Source organism: Streptomyces sp. NPDC002835, assembly GCF_053591995.1.
In genome coordinates this window covers 154,288-167,772 of record NZ_JBSFUW010000001.1, presented here as the reverse complement: position 1 = coordinate 167,772, position 13,485 = coordinate 154,288, and the positions used below count along the sequence as shown (strand labels likewise).

Below are 13,485 nucleotides of genomic sequence, written 5' to 3'. Positions count from 1 at the left end.
GAGACGCCACGTAGGTGCCTAGGCTGATCCTAGGCTGCCGCTCAGAGGCCGCGGCGGAAATGGAGGACACGGAGATGACCGCTGTGGACGATCGCGGGATGACGGAGTTCTTCGAGGGTTTCGAGGCCCCCGAGGGTGTCAGGGTCGAGCTCCTCCGGGGGGAAATTGTGATGATGGCGGGGCCCGATCTGGTGCACAACCTGATCGTGGAAGCTGTGTTGGATCAGATCCCGCGCCAACGCTGGGCGCGACTGCAGACCCAGGACATTGACATCCTGAACGAGGCCAGTGAGCCAGTACCCGACTTGGTGGTGCTGGAACGCGAGGCGGGACCGCCGTCGGGGCGGTTGCTCCCCTCTACGCTGATCACGATGCTGGTCGAAGTCGTCTCCAAGACCAGCGTCGATCGCGACTACGGCGTCAAACGATCGGTTTACGCGGCGGGAAGGGTGCCCGCCTACTTGATCATCGACCCGATCATGGCCCAGTGCGTCTTCCTCACCGAGCCCGTCGGCAGTGGGGACAAGGCCGAGTACCAGGTCCAGCGGGTAACGAAGTTCGGCGACTCCGTTCCGCTGGACATACTCGGTATCAAGTTGGACACCGGCGAATTCGGCACTCTCCCCGGAGTCAGGCCTCACCGCTGGCCGTGACGAAGTCGATCAGTTCCTCCACCCGCCCCAGCAGCGACGGCTCCAGGTCCTTGTAGCTCGTCACCCTGGACAGGATGTGCTGCCAGGCCGCGCCCGTGTTCTCCGGCCAGCCCAGCGCCCGGCACACGCCCGTCTTCCAGTCCTGGCCCCGCGGGATCCTCGGCCACGCCGGGATGCCGAGCGACGACGGCTTCACCGCCTCCCACACGTCGATGTACGGGTGGCCCACCACCAGCACGTGCGGGTCGGTCACCGACGCCGCGAGCCGGGACTCCTTCGAGCCCTCGACCAGATGGTCCACCAGGACGCCGAGGCGGGCGTCCGGGCCGGGCGCGAACTCCGCGACGATCGACGGCAGGTCGTCGACGCCCTCCAGGTACTCGACCACCACGCCCTCGATGCGCAGGTCGTCACCCCACACCCGCTCCACCAGCTCCGCGTCGTGCCGGCCCTCGACATAGATGCGCCCGGCGCGTGCCACCCGCGCCCGCGCGCCGGGCACGGCGAGCGAGCCGGACGCCGTACGGGACGGGCGTGACGCGGCCGCCGGGGCCGGGCGGACCAGGGTGACGGTCCGGCCCTCCAGCAGGAAGCCGCGCGGTTCGAGCGGGAAGACCCGGTGCTTGCCGAACCGGTCCTCCAGGGTCACCGTCCCGGCCTCGCAGCGGATCACCGCGCCGCAGAAGCCGGTCGACACCTCCTCGACCACCAGATCCGGCTCCGCCGGCACCTCGGGGACGGGCTTCGACCGCTTCCAGGGCGGCGTGAGATCAGGGCTGTAGCTGCGCATCGCACGACGATACGACCGCCCGGCGCTACGACACGCCGAAACGCGCCGCCAGTTCCTCCCGCTGCGCCCGCACGAACGCCGCGTCGACGGCCGCGCCGTGCCCCGGGACGTACAGCGCCTCCTCGCCGCCGAGGTCCAGCAGCCGGTCCAGCGCGGCGGGCCACCGGGAGGTGATCGCGTCCGGGCCCGCCTGCGGCTCGCCGGACTCCTCCACCAGGTCGCCGCAGAACACCACCTCCGGCTCACCCGGCACCAGCAGCGCCAGGTCGTGCCCCGAGTGCCCCGGTCCCACATTGGCGAGCAGCACCTGGCGGCCGCCGAGATCGAGCGTCCACTCACCGCACACCGGATGGTGTGGCGCGACCAGCAGGTCCGCCGCCTCCGCCGCCTCGTCGGGCGGCACCCCGTGCCGTACCGCGGTGTCCCGGACGGCGTCCCGCTCCCGGCCCAGCAGCGTGTCCAGGCCCACCGCGCCGTACACCTCCGCGCCCGCGAAGGCGGCCGTGCCCAGCACATGGTCGAAGTGGGGATGGCTCAGTGCGATGTGCGTCACCCGGCGGCCGCCCATGAGCGCCTGCGCCTGGGCCCGGATCTGCGCCCCCTCGCGGAGCGTCGAGCCCGTGTCGTACAGCAGCGCGGAGTCCGCGCCGATCACCAGGCCGACGGTCGCGTCCCAGCCCGGCAGACGGCGACGGCCGACGCCGAGGGCGAGCCGTTCCCAGCCGAAGTCTTCCCAACTGACGTCCATACGGCGACGCTATCCGCATCACCTCCGCGCCCGCCTGTGCGGACCGTGCCCGGCAGCGTGTCCGACCGCATGGTCTGCCACCCTTGCTACCCGTGTACCCGACAGCCGTACACTGGCCGGGGAGTGTTGGCACTCGAACACGGCGAGTGCCAGACCACATACGAGGAACCACATCTGGAGGTGCGCGAATGCTCAGCGAACGCAGGCTCGAGGTGCTGCGCGCCATCGTCCAGGACTATGTCGGCACCGAGGAGCCCGTCGGCTCGAAGGCCCTCACCGAGCGGCACAGGCTCGGCGTCTCCCCGGCCACCGTCCGCAACGACATGGCCGTGCTGGAGGAGGAGGGCTTCATCGCCCAGCCGCACACCAGCGCCGGCCGGATCCCCACGGACAAGGGGTACCGGCTGTTCGTCGACCGGCTGGCGGGCGTCAAGCCGCTGTCGTCGCCCGAGCGCCGTGCCATCCAGAACTTCCTGGACGGGGCGGTCGACCTCGACGACGTCGTGGGCCGCACGGTCCGGCTGCTGGCGCAGCTGACCCGGCAGGTCGCCGTCGTCCAGTACCCCTCGCTGACCCGGTCCACGGTCCGGCATGTGGAACTCCTCTCCCTCGCTCCCGCCCGTCTGATGCTCGTGCTGATCACGGACACCGGCCGGGTGGAGCAGCGCATGATCGACTGCCCCGCGCCGTTCGGCGACACCTCGCTCGCGGACCTGCGGGCCCGGCTCAACAGCCGGGTCGTGGGACGCCGCTTCGCGGATGTGCCGCAGCTGGTGCAGGACCTTCCCGAATCCTTCGAGCACGAGGACCGCGGTACCGTCTCCACGGTGCTGTCCACCCTGCTCGAGACCCTGGTCGAGGAGACCGAGGAACGGCTCGTGATCGGCGGCACCGCCAATCTGACCCGCTTCGGCCACGACTTCCCGCTGACCATCCGGCCGGTGCTGGAGGCGCTCGAGGAGCATGTGGTGCTGCTCAAGCTGCTCGGGGAGGCGAATGAGTCCGGCGGCATGGGCATGACCGTACGAATCGGTCATGAGAACGCCCATGAAGGACTCAACTCCACGTCCGTGGTCTCCGTCGGCTACGGTTCGGGCGACGAGGCAGTCGCCAAACTCGGCGTGGTCGGACCGACCCGCATGGACTACCCCGGAACGATGGGAGCGGTACGCGCAGTGGCACGTTACGTCGGACAGATCCTGGCGGAGTCGTAAGTGGCCACGGACTACTACGCCGTACTCGGCGTGCGCCGCGACGCATCGCAGGACGAGATCAAGAAGGCCTTCCGCCGCCTCGCGCGCGAACTCCACCCGGACGTGAATCCGGACCCGAAGACGCAGGAGCGCTTCAAGGAGATCAACGCCGCGTACGAGGTGCTCTCCGACCCGCAGAAGAAGCAGGTCTACGACCTCGGCGGAGACCCGCTCTCGCAGGCCGGAGGCAGTGGCGCCGGAGGCTTCGGCGCGGGCGGCTTCGGCAACTTCTCGGACATCATGGACGCGTTCTTCGGTACGGCGTCGCAGCGTGGGCCACGCTCGCGTACGCGCCGCGGCCAGGACGCGATGATCCGCCTCGAGATCGACCTCAACGAGGCGGCCTTCGGCACGACGAAGGACATCCAGGTCGACACGGCCGTCGTCTGCACGACCTGCTCGGGCGAGGGCGCCGCGCCCGGTACGTCCGCGCAGACCTGTGACATGTGCCGCGGGCGCGGCGAGGTGTCGCAGGTGACGCGGTCCTTCCTGGGCCAGGTCATGACGTCGCGGCCCTGCCCGCAGTGCCAGGGCTTCGGCACGGTCGTCCCCACGCCGTGCCCCGAGTGCGCCGGCGACGGGCGGGTGCGCTCGCGTCGCACCCTGACCGTGAAGATCCCGGCCGGTGTCGACAACGGCACCCGGATCCAGCTCGCGGGCGAGGGCGAGGTCGGCCCGGGCGGCGGCCCCGCCGGTGACCTGTACGTCGAGATCCACGAGGTCGCCCACCCCGTCTTCCAGCGGCGCGGCGACGACCTGCACTGCACGGTGACGATCCCCATGACGGCGGCGGCGCTCGGCACGAAGTGCCCGCTGGAGACGCTCGACGGCATGGAGGAGGTCGACATCCGCCCCGGCACCCAGTCCGGCCAGTCGATCCCGCTCCACGGGCGCGGCATCACGCACCTGCGCGGCGGCGGCCGCGGCGACCTGATCGTCCACGTCGAGGTGACGACCCCGTCGAAGCTGGACGTGGAGCAGGAGCGGCTGCTGAGGGATCTGGCGAAGCTGAGGGGTGAGGAGCGGCCGCTCGGTCAGTTTCAGCCGGGGCAGCAGGGGCTCTTCTCCCGCCTGAAGGACGCGTTCAACGGGCGCTAGGCGTTCTGACCGGGGCGTGCGCCGCCTTCCAGGCGGCAGGGTTGGCACTCGGGCCCCGGGGTCATCCCGGCGTCCGGGCCAGGGTGGGCCCCCGCCCCGGGGCCCCGTCCGGCCCTTCCGGGCGACGGATGGGGACTCGGGCTTTTGGGCCCAGTGTCGCTGGGTGGGCGGGCCCGGGCTCCGCCCGGGCCCGGTACCGCGCTCCGCGCGGTGGCCTCAAACTCCCCCTACGGCCTGGCGTCCGTGGGAGGTGCCCCCGGGCCGGGCTGGAAATGCCGCTGCGCGGCAACCAGCCCCGAGCCGGGCACATCCAGCCTCGCTGGGGGCACTCCCCCTACGCCTGGCGGCGTGGGAGGTACCCCCACCCACGGCCGCCAGGCCGTAGGGGTGAGGCGCGGGGGGATGTGCCCCGGCCACTTCAGCCTCGCCGGCGTTCGAGGCGCGGGGGTGTGGGGGCGGAGCCTCCGAAACGCCGCGCGGAGCGCGGTGCACGCCTGGAGCGGCCGACCCAGCCTCCGCGCGGGGTGCTCGAGCCGCCGGGCCGGCACGGAACCGGGTAACCCAGCCCCGCCGGCGTTTGAGGCGCGGGGTTCGGGGCGGAGCCCCGACGGGGCCGGTCAACGAGCTCCGGCGGCGATTGAGGCGCGGCCCGGTTCGGGCGTGGGCGCACGTTCCCGAAGAGCGGAACGGGGGATTCGGCTCGGCCCGTGGGGACGTGGCACGATGCCTGCATGTCCTCCGCGCTGACCGATCTCTGCCGGCATCCGATCGTGCAGGCCCCCATGGCCGGCGGCGCCTCCTGCCCGCAACTCGCGGCGGCCGTGTCCGAGACCGGCGGGCTGGGTTTCCTCGCCGCCGGGTACAAGACGGCCGACGGGATGTACCAGGAGATCCAGCAGGTCCGCGCGCTCACGGCCCGACCCTTCGGCGTCAATCTGTTCATGCCGCAGCCCGGCACCGCCGACCCCGCCGCCGTGGGGGTGTACCGGCAGCAGCTGGCCGGTGAGGCCACCTGGTACGAGACGCCTCTCGGGGACCCGGACCAGGGGCGGGACGACGGCTACGAGGCGAAGCTCGCGATACTGCTCGACGACCCGGTCCCCGTGGTCTCGTTCACCTTCGGCTGCCCCACCCGCCCGGTGCTGGAGTCCTTCACCAAGGCGGGCACCTACACGATCGTGACCGTCACCACACCGGAGGAGGCGCAGACCGCACAGTGGTGCGGCGCCGACGCCGTGTGCGTGCAGGGCGTCGAGGCGGGCGGCCACCAGGGCACGCACCGCGACGACCCGGCGGGCGACGGCTCCGGCTACGGACTGCTGACGCTGATCCAACTGGTGAGGGAGACCGTGGAGTTGCCCGTCGTAGCCACTGGCGGCCTGATGCGCGGCAGCCAGATCGCCGCCGTACTGGCGGCCGGCGCGAGCGTCGCACAGCTCGGTACGGCGTTCCTGGTGTGCCCCGAGTCGGGCGCGCATCCGCTGCACAAGCAGGCGATGACCAACCCGTTGTTCGTCCGCACCGACGTGACACGCGCGTTCTCCGGGCGGCCCGCGCGGGGCCTGGTCAACCGGTTCATGCGGGAGCACGGGCCGTACGCGCCGGCCGCGTATCCCGATGTGCACCAGCTGACGAGCGGACTGCGCAAGGCCGCGGCGAAGGCGGGCGACGCGCAGGGCATGGCGCTGTGGGCCGGCCAGGGCCACCGGCTGGCGCGGGAGATGCCCGCCGCCCAGTTGGTGGGCGTGCTCGCCGCCGAAGCCGACACGGCACGGGCCGCGTTCGCGCACGGCGGTGGTGTGTGATGACCGCTCCGGTCTTTCTCGTCGAGTCGCTCGCAGGGGTCGCTCCGGGCGCGTCCGTCACCCTTGACGGTCCCGAGGGGCGGCACGCGGTCTCCGTGCGCAGGCTCCAGCCCGGTGAGCAGATTGTCCTTACGGACGGCCTCGGCCGCGGCGCCGCCGGCTCCGTCGTCTCCACCGAGGGCAAGGACCGCCTGGTGGCCGAGGTGCGCGAGTGCCCCGAGGAGCCGGAGCCGGCGCCCCGTATCACCGTTGTGCAGGCACTGCCGAAGGGCGACCGCGGTGAACTGGCCGTGGAGACCATGACGGAGACCGGTGTCGACGCGGTCGTGCCGTGGGCCGCGGCGCGCTGCATCACCCAGTGGCGGGGCGAACGCGGCGCCAAGTCGCTGGCCAAGTGGCGGGCGACGGCCCGTGAGGCGGGCAAGCAGTCCCGCCGGCTGCGCTTCCCCGAAGTGGCGGAGAGCGCGACGACCAAGCAGGTGGCGGCACTTCTGGCGGCGGCGGACTTCGCGGCGGTGCTCCACGAGGAGGGCGCGCAGCCGCTGGCGACGGCGGACCTTCCGGAGACGGGATCCATCGTGCTGGTCGTCGGCCCCGAGGGCGGGGTCTCCCCGGACGAACTGACCGTGTTCACGCAGGCCGGCGCGAAGCCGTACCGGCTCGGCCGCAGCGTGCTGCGCACCTCCACGGCGGGTACGGCGGCGACGGCGCTCCTGCTGGGGCGTACGGGCCGCTGGTCCTGAACCGGCCGGCCGGCGGCGGGCGTCAGCCCGCGGGAGCCTTCGGGCCGGCCGCCGTCACCGCGTCGAACAGCGGCCACCCGTCGACCTCGGCGGCCCCCGCGCGGGCCGGCATCGTTCCGCGGGCTGCCGTGTCCAACAGCCGCCGCACCACGCCCGGTTCGTACAGATTGAGCCAGCTGTCGTGCGAGACGACCGTGCCGGACTCCCAGTAGCCGGTGGAGACGATCCGGCCCGGCGCTGCCCGGAAGGTGATCTCGAGCCGTTGCCGTGTGCCCTCCCGCCGGAGGGACAGCACCAGACGGCAGTCGGTGACGGTGTCCGCCGTCCGGGTGTGCCGGTGGCGTACGGACCAGAGGTAGGCGGTCTCCGCGTCGATCCCCAGCCGGCGCACCCGGTCGAGCTTCTTGGTCATCGCACGACCGTACGGGCCGTACCTGGCCACAACCACTCTTTTCCGTACGGGCGCCCGGTGGCACTCTGGCCTCATGCCCGCCCGGACCAGAGTGCCGCGCGTCCTCGCCGCAACCGCCGCCGCAGCAGCGGCGGTCGGTGGCCTGGCCGCCTGTGAACCCGCCGCCGGCGGGCTGAACTCCGCCGCCGTGGCCGTGACCACGGACCGGACCGTGACCAGCACCCTCGAGCGCCTGACGTTCGACGTCGCCTGGCTCAACTGCACCGCGCGGACCGAAGGCGGCGCGGTGACGGCCGGCGGCTCGCAGTCGCCCTCGCCGTCCGTGCCGGCCCGCGCCGCCGTCGACTGCCAGGGGGAGACCCGTTCCCGGCAGGCCATCACCGTCACCGGCACGGTGACGGAGGAGCGGGCGGGGAAGTGCGTCCGCGGAGATCTGATCGCCAAGATCGAGAAGAAGACCGTGTTCCGGGCGACGATGCTCGGGGACTGTACGAACACGCCGAGCGGCACGCCCACGCCGAGCCGGACCCCCGGTGTTCCCGGTGCGCCGGGGCCCGCGGTCACCGTGACGGTGACCGAAACAGTGACCGCCGTTCCGGCCAAGTGATCCAAAACCCTCACCCCGGGGCCCCGGCCTGCCTAGGGTGACGGTGTGACGCACCCTGCCTACCTCCGGTATCCGCATCTGCACGGTGACCTGATCGCCTTCACCGCCGAGGACGACGTCTGGGTCGCGCCGCTCGACGGCGGCCGGGCGTGGCGCGTGAGCGCCGACAACATGCCCGTGAACCATCCCAGGATCTCGCCCGACGGCACCCGTATCGCGTGGTCCTCCTCCCGCGACGGCCTGCCGGAGGTGCATGTCGCCCCCGTCGACGGCGGCCCCTCCGAGCGGCTCACCCACTGGGGGAGCTACCGGACCTCCGTACGGGGCTGGACCCCGGACGGCCGGGTGCTGGCGCTCACCACCCACGGCCAGGCGTCCCTGCGCCGCAGCTGGGCGCACGCGGTGCCGCTCGACGGCGGCCCCGCCACCCGCCTGCCGTACGGGCCGGTCGGCGGTGTCGCGTACGGCCCGCACACGCTGCTGCTGTCGGCCACCATGGGACGCGAGGCCGCCGCCTGGAAGCGCTACCGCGGCGGCACGGCGGGCAAGTTGTGGATCGACCGCGACGGCGACGGGGAGTTCGTACGCCTCCACGAGGACATCGACGGGAACATCGAGTACCCGCTCTGGGCCGGCGGCCGCGCCGCCTTCCTCAGTGACCACGAGGGCGTCGGCGCCCTGTACTCGTCGCTGCCCGACGGCTCCGACCTGCGCCGCCACACGCCCCTCGACGGCTTCTACGCCCGCCACGCCGCGACCGACGGCACCCGCGTCGCCTACGCGAGCGCCGGTGAACTGTGGCTCCTGGACGACCTGGAGGGCGCGGAGCCGCGCCGGCTCGACCTCCGGCTCGGCGGACAGCGCACCGATCTGCAGCCGCGCCCGATCGACGCCGCCGACCACCTCGGCGGCGCTGCGCCCGACCACACCGGCCGCGGCAGCGCCGTCGAGATCCGCGGCGGCGTCCACTGGGTCACCCACCGCGAAGGACCGGCCCGTTCGCTCGCCGCCGAGCCCGGCGTGCGCGCCAGAATGCCGCGCACGTTCCGTGTCGACGGCGAGCAGCACGTCGTCTGGGTGACCGACGCGGAGGGCGACGACGCGCTCGAGTTCGCGCCCGCCACCGGCACCGCCGCCGGCGCCACACCGCGCAGGCTCGCCGCCGGCCGGCTCGGCCGCGTACTGAACCTGGCCGTCGCCCCCGACGGCAGCCGCGCCGCCGTCGCCTCGCACGACGGCCGGGTGCTGCTCGTCGAGCGCGAGACCGGCGAGGTGCGCGAGGTCGACCGCAGCGAGCACGGCGACGCCGACGGCCTGGTCTTCTCGCCCGACTCGTCCTGGCTCGCCTGGTCGCACCCCGGCCCCAGCCCGCTGCGGCAGATCAAACTCGCCAACACGGGTGACCTGACCGTCTCGGAGGCGACGCCGCTGCGCTTCGCCGACTTCCAGCCGGCGTTCACCCTCGACGGCAAGCACCTCGCGTTCCTCTCCGAGCGCGCCTTCGACCCGGTCTACGACGCACACGTCTTCGACCTGGCCTTCGTCGGCGGATGCCGGCCGCACCTCATCACACTGGCGGCCACGACACCCTCGCCGTTCGGGCCGCAGCGGCACGGGCGGGCCTTCGACTCGGACAAGGACAACGCGCAGGACACGGACGAGAACGCGGAGCCCGTCACCCGCATCGACCTCGACGGACTGGCCGACCGGATAGTGCCGTTCCCCGTCGAGGCCGCCAGCTACTCCACCCTGCGCGCCGCCAAGGACGGCCTGCTGTGGCTGCGCCACCCGATGCGCGGCGTCCTCGGCGCGACCCGTGCCACGCCCGAGGACCCGGAGCCGAAGACCACCCTCGAGCGGTACGACCTCGGGCGTCAGCGGGTCGAGGAACTCTCCTCCGACGCCTCCTACTTCCGCGTCAGCGGCGACGGCAAGCGGGCTCTGCTCTACACCGGCGGCAAGCTCAGGGTCGTTCCCAGCGACCGCGAGGCGTCCCACGACGCCGGCGACGACGCCGCGAGCATCACCGTCGACCTGTCCCGAGTGCGGCGCACCGTCGAACCGGCCGCCGAATGGCGGCAGATGTACGACGAGGCCGGGCGCCTCATGCGCGACCACTTCTGGCGGCCCGACCTCGGCGGCGTCGACTGGGACGGCGTCCTGGACCGCTACCGGCCCGTCCTCGACCGGGTCGCGACCCACGACGACCTCGTGGACCTCCTGTGGGAGGTCCAGGGCGAGCTGGGCACTTCGCACGCGTACGTCATGCCGCCCGGCGGTCACGGGGACGCCGCCACCCGGCAGGGGCTGCTCGGCGCGGACATCTCCCGTACGGACGACGGCGCCTGGCGCATCGACCGCATCCTGCCGTCCGAGACCTCCGACCCCCACGCGCACTCCCCGCTCGCCGCACCCGGCGTCGCCCTGCGGGCCGGCGACACGCTGCTCGCGGTGGACGGCAGGCCGGTCGACCCGGTCAAGGGCCCGGGACCGCTGCTCGTCGGGGCGGCGGGCAAGCCGGTCGAGCTGACCGTCTCCCCGGCCGGCGGCGGTGACCCGCGGCACGCCGTCGTCGTCCCCCTCGCCGACGAGGAACCGCTGCGCTACCACGCGTGGGTCGCCGACCGGCGCGCCTACGTCCACGAGAAGTCCGGCGGCCGCCTCGGCTATCTGCACGTCCCCGACATGCAGGCGCCCGGCTGGGCCCAGATCCACCGCGATCTGCGGGTCGAGGTCGCGAAGGACGGGCTGGTGGTCGACGTACGGGAGAACCGCGGCGGTCACACGTCGCAGCTCGTCGTGGAGAAGCTGGCCCGCCGCATCGTCGGCTGGGACCTGCCGCGCGGCATGCAGCCGTCCAGCTATCCGCTGGACGCGCCGCGCGGCCCGGTCGTCGCCGTCGCCAACGAGTTCTCGGGCTCCGACGGCGACATCGTCAACGCGGCGATCAAGGCGCTCGGCATCGGCCCCGTCGTCGGCACGCGCACCTGGGGCGGTGTCATCGGCATCGACAGCCGTTACTCCCTCGTGGACGGCACGCTGGTCACCCAGCCGAAGTACGCCTTCTGGCTGGAGGGTTACGGCTGGGACGTGGAGAACCGGGGTGTCGACCCGGACGTCGAGGTCGTCGCGACGCCTCAGGACCAGGCGGCGGGGCGCGACCCGCAGCTGGACGAGGCGATCCGCCTGGCGCTGGCCTCCTTGGCCGAGGCGCCGCCGAAGCAGCCGCCGTCGCTGCCGTAGGGCATCCCCTGTTTGTGGTGTCCCGGGCCCGTCAGGGTCCGGGACACCCTATTTTCTGGCCCCTCTTTCATTCCTTCTTGGCTGCTCGTCGATGGTATTGGCTTTTTCGTTTCCCCCTATCGGCTGATCGAATGAGCCAGACCTCGCGCGCGGGATAAATTTATTCCCAGGTTTCCAGCTGGCGGAACCGGTTATTAGCGCGCCTGCGGTGCGGGTGTTATATCGAAGGAAGAAAAATGAAGCGCATTGATGTGTCTCGACGGGGCAAGATGCTGGCGGCCGTTGCCGCGGCTGCCGTACTGGCCGGCGTCGGCAGTGTCGCCACGGCGAGCCCGGCGCACGACCTGACCGCCGTGACCACCGCGGAGGGCAAGTTCACGGTTCCCCACGACCTCCGGGTCAGGAACGTCACGAACGTCGTGGAGCAGACCCTGACGATCCAGCCCGGCGGCGACACCGGTTGGCACGTGCACCCGGGGCTGGTGATCCTGACCGTGCAGAAGGGGACTATCGTCCGCAAGAACGCCGACTGCACCGAAGAGGTGTTCCCGCAGGGTACGTCGTTCATCAAGCAGGGCGACCTCCCTCTGAACGGCGTGAACGAGGGTACGGAGCCCATCGAGCTGCACCTCACGTATCTCCAGCCTGAGGGAGCTCCGCTGCGTTACGAGCGCGACGCCCCGGCCCACTGCAACTTCGACTGATTCGGGAGACGACCCGGTTCTTCCCGTCCTTTCATGGACGGGGAGAACCGGATTTTCCTTTTCCGGAAGCCCCGGACGATCCGCGCCATTCCAGTAATGCGAGCAATTCGAATGACGGCTGCGATCACCGTTGTGTGGGGCGGCCGGGTCCACCGGGCCGGCTTTTCTGCGGAAACACCCGGTCGTCCGCCGGGTTCCTAGAAGAAGCCGCAGGTGGGTGCGCCGGCGGTCGGGGCGTCGGCCGGGTCCGCGCCGGTGGGTGCGTAGATCTCCAGGCGGGTGCCGTCGGGGTCGGTGAAGAAGATGCCGCCGGAGGTGCCGTTCTCCCCGTGCGGGACGACGCCCTGGTAGGTGAACTCGGCGCCGAGACCGCGCAGCACCTCCTCGGCGGCCCGGACGTCCTCGACGGTGTCCACCTGGAAGGACAGGTGGTGCAGGCCGGGGCGGTCGGCGGCGAAGGAGCCCTCGCTCTGCTGCCAGAGCGCCACCATCATGCGGCTGCCGCGGCCGAGGAAGGCCCAGCGGCGGTCGTCCTCCTTGCCCTCTGCCATGACCTCGAAGTCGAAGACCTCGCGGTAGAAGGCGAGCGAGCGGTCCAGTTCGGTGACGTTCAGCCCGATGTGGCCGGTCTGCAGGTCGGTGGCCTTGCTCATCGTCGATCACATGCCTTCGATCCAGGGTCGCGAGCCGCTCTCGTAACCGTTGAACGCGAATTTAATGGTTAGATCGCGACTGTGTCAACCGGTGATCAACGGATGACCGGTTATCATGGGTGGGACCAGCACGCCGACCGCACAGAAAGGACCTGAACCGTGACCTCAACCGCCGCGGCAGACCCGAGGCCGCTGACCGGCGAGCCCCTCGGCATCGATCTGCTCAACACCCGCTGGATCGACGGCGCGGGCCATCACGATCTGCTGTCCGGCGTCGACGGACTGGCGGTGTGGCTGAACAGCGCGGCGGTACGCGACGCCCTCGGCGGAGCATCCGTGCCCGCCGGCGCCCACACCCTGGACCAGCTCCTTCGGGCCCGCGCCGCGCTCGACCAGGCCATCGCGAGTCCCGCCGCCCCCGGCCCGGCCGCGGTGGAGGCCGTCAACGCCGTGCTCGACCACGGCCGGATACGACACGTCCTGCGCCCCGACGGCCCGGGCACCGTCATCGAGGCGGACACGCCGTCCTGGCTGCCCGCCTGGGTGGCGGTCGAGTCCTATCTGCGGCTCCTCGCCGACCGCCCGGAACGCATCCGGCACTGCGCCAACCCGTCGTGCGTGCTGCACTTCTACGACGTGTCCAAGAACGGCACCCGCCGCTGGTGCTCCATGGCCGGCTGCGGCAACCGGGCCAAGGCGCAGCGGCACCAGGCCCGCGTCCGGCCGGCCTGACCCGTGGCGCCGCCGTCACCGGCGAACCGCGGGCCGGCTCGCGG

Annotated in this window: 13 protein-coding genes; 9 read left to right on the top strand and 4 right to left on the bottom strand. The window is 72.1% G+C overall.

Features of this window, described 5'->3' with window-relative positions:
- Window positions 1-74 precede the first annotated feature (74 nt).
- Window positions 75-653 (top strand): Uma2 family endonuclease, encoded by a 579-nt coding sequence (locus tag ACWD01_RS00815; protein ID WP_451156673.1) that lies wholly within the window; start codon window positions 75-77, stop codon window positions 651-653.
- On the opposite strand, the gene ACWD01_RS00810 is transcribed toward ACWD01_RS00815, so the two are convergent.
- Both ACWD01_RS00810 and ACWD01_RS00805 read right to left on the bottom strand, forming a co-directional pair.
- Window positions 631-1,443 carry a DUF3097 domain-containing protein gene (locus ACWD01_RS00810; protein ID WP_451156671.1) on the bottom strand — a complete coding sequence of 271 codons (813 nt, stop codon included), beginning with the start codon at window positions 1,441-1,443 and terminating at the stop codon, window positions 631-633. The genes ACWD01_RS00815 and ACWD01_RS00810 overlap by 23 nt on opposite strands.
- Before the next feature lie 25 nt (window positions 1,444-1,468).
- Window positions 1,469-2,191, bottom strand: coding sequence for an MBL fold metallo-hydrolase (locus tag ACWD01_RS00805; RefSeq protein ID WP_451156669.1), 723 nt, complete (start codon window positions 2,189-2,191; stop codon window positions 1,469-1,471).
- Between the two features lie 188 nt (window positions 2,192-2,379).
- Here ACWD01_RS00805 and hrcA point away from each other — a divergent pair, with 188 nt between their 5' ends.
- The 4 genes from hrcA (at window position 2,380) to ACWD01_RS00785 (ending at window position 7,090) form a co-directional block, all read left to right on the top strand.
- Window positions 2,380-3,405, top strand: coding sequence for a heat-inducible transcriptional repressor HrcA (hrcA, locus tag ACWD01_RS00800; RefSeq protein ID WP_356889918.1), 1,026 nt, complete (start codon window positions 2,380-2,382; stop codon window positions 3,403-3,405).
- Complete coding sequence (gene dnaJ / locus ACWD01_RS00795) at window positions 3,406-4,542, top strand: molecular chaperone DnaJ (protein ID WP_451156667.1); 1,137 nt, start codon at window positions 3,406-3,408, stop codon at window positions 4,540-4,542.
- Between the two features lie 731 nt (window positions 4,543-5,273).
- Window positions 5,274-6,347 carry a nitronate monooxygenase gene (locus ACWD01_RS00790; protein WP_451156665.1) on the top strand — a complete coding sequence of 358 codons (1,074 nt, stop codon included), beginning with the start codon at window positions 5,274-5,276 and terminating at the stop codon, window positions 6,345-6,347.
- A complete protein-coding gene (locus ACWD01_RS00785; protein WP_451156663.1) occupies window positions 6,347-7,090 on the top strand; it encodes a 16S rRNA (uracil(1498)-N(3))-methyltransferase in 744 nt (247 codons plus the stop codon). The genes ACWD01_RS00790 and ACWD01_RS00785 overlap by 1 nt, the downstream gene beginning before the upstream one ends.
- Before the next feature lie 22 nt (window positions 7,091-7,112).
- On the opposite strand, the gene ACWD01_RS00780 is transcribed toward ACWD01_RS00785, so the two are convergent.
- The gene (locus ACWD01_RS00780; RefSeq protein WP_451156661.1) at window positions 7,113-7,502 is read right to left on the bottom strand and encodes a hypothetical protein; all 390 of its coding nucleotides are present in this window, start codon (window positions 7,500-7,502) and stop codon (window positions 7,113-7,115) included.
- A gap of 73 nt (window positions 7,503-7,575) precedes the next feature.
- On the opposite strand from ACWD01_RS00780, the gene ACWD01_RS00775 reads away from it, so the two are divergent.
- The 3 genes from ACWD01_RS00775 to ACWD01_RS00765 all read left to right on the top strand — a co-directional run bounded on the left by ACWD01_RS00775 (window position 7,576) and on the right by ACWD01_RS00765 (window position 12,056).
- Window positions 7,576-8,109, top strand: coding sequence for a hypothetical protein (locus tag ACWD01_RS00775; RefSeq protein WP_451156659.1), 534 nt, complete (start codon window positions 7,576-7,578; stop codon window positions 8,107-8,109).
- Window positions 8,110-8,154: 45 nt separating this feature from the next.
- Window positions 8,155-11,352, top strand: coding sequence for a S41 family peptidase (locus ACWD01_RS00770; RefSeq protein WP_451156657.1), 3,198 nt, complete (start codon window positions 8,155-8,157; stop codon window positions 11,350-11,352).
- 236 nt (window positions 11,353-11,588) lie between these two features.
- Window positions 11,589-12,056, top strand: coding sequence for a cupin domain-containing protein (locus ACWD01_RS00765; protein ID WP_451156655.1), 468 nt, complete (start codon window positions 11,589-11,591; stop codon window positions 12,054-12,056).
- A 197-nt stretch (window positions 12,057-12,253) separates the two neighbouring features.
- On the opposite strand, the gene ACWD01_RS00760 is transcribed toward ACWD01_RS00765, so the two are convergent.
- Entirely contained in the window at window positions 12,254-12,709 is a 456-nt protein-coding gene (locus ACWD01_RS00760; protein ID WP_451156653.1) for a VOC family protein, read from the bottom strand.
- Between the two features lie 159 nt (window positions 12,710-12,868).
- Here ACWD01_RS00760 and ACWD01_RS00755 point away from each other — a divergent pair, with 159 nt between their 5' ends.
- The gene (locus ACWD01_RS00755) at window positions 12,869-13,441 is read left to right on the top strand and encodes a CGNR zinc finger domain-containing protein (protein ID WP_451156651.1); all 573 of its coding nucleotides are present in this window, start codon (window positions 12,869-12,871) and stop codon (window positions 13,439-13,441) included.
- Window positions 13,442-13,485 lie beyond the last annotated feature (44 nt).

What these genes read in the sequence shown, in the direction of transcription:
- ACWD01_RS00765 (WP_451156655.1), top strand. Translation starts at nt 11,589, where the DNA reads ATGAAGCGCATTGATGTGTCTCGACGGGGCAAGATGCTGGCGGCCGTT.
- hrcA (WP_356889918.1), top strand. Translation starts at nt 2,380, where the DNA reads ATGCTCAGCGAACGCAGGCTCGAGGTGCTGCGCGCCATCGTCCAGGAC.
- ACWD01_RS00810 (WP_451156671.1), bottom strand. Translation starts at nt 1,443, where the DNA reads ATGCGCAGCTACAGCCCTGATCTCACGCCGCCCTGGAAGCGGTCGAAG.
- ACWD01_RS00760 (WP_451156653.1), bottom strand. Translation starts at nt 12,709, where the DNA reads ATGAGCAAGGCCACCGACCTGCAGACCGGCCACATCGGGCTGAACGTC.
- ACWD01_RS00815 (WP_451156673.1), top strand. Translation starts at nt 75, where the DNA reads ATGACCGCTGTGGACGATCGCGGGATGACGGAGTTCTTCGAGGGTTTC.
- ACWD01_RS00785 (WP_451156663.1), top strand. Translation starts at nt 6,347, where the DNA reads ATGACCGCTCCGGTCTTTCTCGTCGAGTCGCTCGCAGGGGTCGCTCCG.
- ACWD01_RS00805 (WP_451156669.1), bottom strand. Translation starts at nt 2,191, where the DNA reads ATGGACGTCAGTTGGGAAGACTTCGGCTGGGAACGGCTCGCCCTCGGC.
- ACWD01_RS00775 (WP_451156659.1), top strand. Translation starts at nt 7,576, where the DNA reads ATGCCCGCCCGGACCAGAGTGCCGCGCGTCCTCGCCGCAACCGCCGCC.
- ACWD01_RS00790 (WP_451156665.1), top strand. Translation starts at nt 5,274, where the DNA reads ATGTCCTCCGCGCTGACCGATCTCTGCCGGCATCCGATCGTGCAGGCC.
- ACWD01_RS00780 (WP_451156661.1), bottom strand. Translation starts at nt 7,502, where the DNA reads ATGACCAAGAAGCTCGACCGGGTGCGCCGGCTGGGGATCGACGCGGAG.